General features: G+C 66.8%; 4 protein-coding genes and 1 pseudogene. 1 reads left to right on the top strand and 4 read right to left on the bottom strand.

All coding sequences use genetic code 11. The annotated features are described in order from the left end of the window. The 3 genes from BJQ90_RS21145 to BJQ90_RS21135 form a co-directional block, all read right to left on the bottom strand. A partial coding sequence (locus tag BJQ90_RS21145) for an SURF1 family protein (RefSeq protein WP_226762144.1) occupies positions 1-827 on the bottom strand: 827 nt, incomplete at its 3' end. Beyond that, complete coding sequence (locus BJQ90_RS21140) at positions 828-1,076, bottom strand: hypothetical protein (RefSeq protein ID WP_226762143.1); 249 nt, start codon at positions 1,074-1,076, stop codon at positions 828-830. Further along, a complete protein-coding gene (locus tag BJQ90_RS21135; protein ID WP_264197508.1) occupies positions 1,073-1,561 on the bottom strand; it encodes a DUF3099 domain-containing protein in 489 nt (162 codons plus the stop codon). Before BJQ90_RS21135 ends, BJQ90_RS21140 begins: the two co-directional genes overlap by 4 nt. Positions 1,562-1,712: 151 nt before the next feature. Between BJQ90_RS21135 and fabG the strand changes: the two genes are divergently transcribed. Beyond that, entirely contained in the window at positions 1,713-2,438 is a 726-nt protein-coding gene (gene fabG, locus BJQ90_RS21130; protein WP_226762141.1) for a 3-oxoacyl-ACP reductase FabG, read from the top strand. Between the two features lie 76 nt (positions 2,439-2,514). On the opposite strand, the pseudogene BJQ90_RS21125 reads toward fabG, so the two are convergent. Then, positions 2,515-3,268: pseudogene (locus tag BJQ90_RS21125) on the bottom strand (hypothetical protein); the annotation flags it as partial.

Genomic DNA, 3,268 nt, shown 5'->3' with positions numbered 1-3,268 from the left:
TTCTTCCGCTGACGGGGAGCAGGCCGACGGCGGGCCACCGGGCCGCTGGAGTGCATGAAGCCGCCATCGGTCTCTGCCGTCTCGGCGTCTTCGGCGTCAATGGCAGCGTTTCGCGCCTGCTGACGGGCCGCGTAGCCGAAGCCGATGAACATGAGCACGCCGAAGGCGAACCATTGCAGCGAGTAGGACAGGTGGGTGCCCTCATCGGTGGTCGGTTTGGGGAACGGGAAGGGCATGTCTGCCACTGCCGGGCTCTCTGACGCGAGCTGGGCGTAGGCGCCGGTCAGCAGTGGGTAGCCCAGCTGGCCGGAATAGGCGGCAAGGTCGATCGAGGCCAGCTGGCCGTCCGGGGCGCCGCGCTGAAGTGCAGGCTCGGCCGGTTTGAGCCGGGCAACAACAGTCACCTGGCCCTGCGGGGGAGCGGGAACCGAATCGGGGCTCCCCGGATTGTTGTTGCCGATCGGCAGCCAGCCGCGGTCTATGACGACGGTCTCGCCCGATTCCACCCGGAAGGGAACCACGACTTCGTAGCCGGGCTGGCCGTTGAGCGGCCGGTTGCGGACGATACGCTGCCCGGCGACGTCGTAACTGCCCTTGAGTTCCACCTGGGTCCACTCCCGTTCCGCCGCCAGCGAGCGGAACTGGTCCTTGACCATGGCAAAGGGGACGGGCGTGGCCGAATAGTTGGAGGTGACGCGGTTGATCTCGGCCAGCGTTTCGGCGCGGCGGTCCATCTGCCACCGGCCCAGTCCGACGCAGGCGGCCGCAACGACCGCGGCCAGCACCAGGTAACCGAGCCACTTCCTGGAAAAGAGAAAACGGTACATTCAGCTAGCCCTGCCTGCCGGGTCCAATGCCACGGTGTCCTTCCAGAGCCCGCGGGTCTGCAGATAGTCCTCGAGCCAGGCCCGGTGTTCTCCACAGGCCAGCCAGATCTTGCGCCGTTCGGGGGTGTGGATTTTTGGGTTGTTCCAGTGCAGCTGCCACTCGGCGCCGCTCCGGCATGCTTTGCGCGAGCAGAGGGCTTCCGCCGGTCCGGCTGCGCCGCCGTTCCCGGCGAGGTCGAGAAGGTTCATGATGCTGCCCGTCCGTGGTCGCCATCGTCGTCGTGTCCGCCCGGGGCGCCGCGCTCTTCCTTCGGGACGTCCTCATCCTCGACGAGTTCGCCCTGCAGCAGCGTCAGCGACGGGTCGTCCGACACCGGGTCAGCCGTGTCACCGTGCCTGGCAGCCGGCGCATCGATCTGGGCCAGCGGTGCGTAATCCAGCAGCGAGTCCGCGTGGACCTCGGCCTTGTCACTGCCGTTGGCGATGACGACGGCGAACCAGGGCAGGAACACCGCCCCGATGATCGGAAGGATCTTCAGCCAGCCGTCCACCACAAAAATCAGGATCAGGCATACCATGCGGATCCCCATCGCCACGGCGTACTTGATCATCCGCTGGCGCATCTCGTCGGAGTGTGCGGCGGCGGCGTCCGTAATGCTGTGAACCTCGGAATCACCGGAGGGTAGGTCCGGGTTCCCGGGCACAGGTACACCGGGTCTGTTTTTGAGTGTCAAGGCTGTCAGATCACGCTCCCAAGGCTTAAGGCAATTCTCTCACCATCGGCACAGCCGCCCAAACGGGGCGGTGCCGGGCGCTAAGATCGGAGGCAGGAAAATCCCGCCCACAGCGCGGCGCCGTCCCGCCGCAGAATTCCGGAGTCCCACTATGACTGAAACAGCAACCACCGGCCGCAGCGTTCTGATTACAGGCGGAAACCGCGGAATCGGCCTTGCCATCGCAGAGGCCTTCCTCGCTAACGGCGACAAGGTGGCCGTCACCTACCGCAGTGAATCGGTGCTCCCGGAGGGCATCCTCGGCGTCAAAGCCGACGTCACGGACGAGGCCTCTGTGGACGCCGCATTCACGCAAGTGGAAGCCGCCCACGGCGCGGTCGAGGTGCTGGTGGCGAACGCCGGCATCACCAAGGACACCCTCCTGATGCGGATGAGCGAGGATGATTTCACCTCGGTCATCGACACCAACCTCACCGGTGCCTTCCGTGTAATTAAGCGCGCGTCCAAGGGCATGATCCGGGCCCGCAAGGGCCGTGTGGTTTTGATATCCTCCGTCTCCGGCCTCTATGGCGCGCCTGGCCAGATCAACTACGCGGCATCCAAGGCCGGGCTCGTCGGCATCGCACGCTCCCTGACCCGCGAACTGGGTTCCCGCGGCATCACCGCGAACGTGGTGGCTCCCGGCTTCATCAACACCGACATGACGGCAGAACTGCCCGAAGCAACCCAGAAGGACTACCTGTCGAAGGTTCCTGCCGCCCGCTTTGCGGAAGCCTCGGAGGTCGCCAACGTGGTCCGGTGGATCGCGAGCGATGAAGCCGCCTACATCTCCGGCGCCGTCATCCCCGTCGACGGCGGCCTCGGCATGGGCCACTAACTCAGCTGTCTCCTGGTGCCCTAGTGGCACTGGGTTGTTTCTGGGTCTTGAGCTGAAGCGGCTCGCAGCTAGTTGGTCAGCCACTTTGGGATAGGAAGTATCCGGGGTAGGGGTCCTCGGTGGGTTCTGGCCAGGACGGTTCGTCGGTGTCTGGTTCGGGCCAGGGGTGTGCGGCCGTGAAGAGGTGCCAGTCCGGGAAGGGGTCCGCGGGAAGTTCCTGGTTCGGGTCCGGGCCGGGGTCCGGGCCGAAGGGCCCGGCGGGCGGCGGCTCCGGGTAATGGCCCGGATCCGCGGGCGGGCCGTGGTCCTGGCCCGCGTCCGGATCCAAGTGCGTGCCCGCGTCCATGTCCGGGAACGTGACTGTATCCGTGTTCGCGCCTGTGGTCAGGAGGCCGTTGGGCCAGTGGGGTGGTTCCCAGTCCTGTTGTTCGCTGGGGTAGTACCGTCCCGAGGGCGAGGTCCAGCCGGGTGGTTTGTCTTTGCTGGCGCCGGAGGGTGTCCACGCGGAGCCGTGTTTGAGTTTGTGGTGTCTGGGGCAGGGCTGGCCGAGGTTGGAGATCCCGGTGGTGCCTCCGTCGGCCCAGGCCAGGAGATGGTCCGCGTCGTTGTCCAGGGAGGCGTTGTTGCAGCCGGGGAACGGGCACTTCCCGTCGCGCAGGCGCAGCCACCGGCGCTGGGCTTTGGTGAGCCGGTAGCGGGTCCGGCCGATTTCCAGCGGCGCCCCGTCCCGCGGGTCGGTCAGGACCCGGTAAAAGGACCCGGCACCCTCGGCGACGAGTTGGCGGGCCATCGAGGGCGGGATCGGCCCGTACCCGTCCAGGACCGCCGGT

This window comes from Arthrobacter sp. SO3 (genome assembly GCF_020532825.1).
GTDB lineage: Bacteria > Actinomycetota > Actinomycetes > Actinomycetales > Micrococcaceae > Arthrobacter.
Note: the sequence above shows the minus strand (reverse complement) of the source record. Positions and strands in the feature narration are given on the sequence as shown.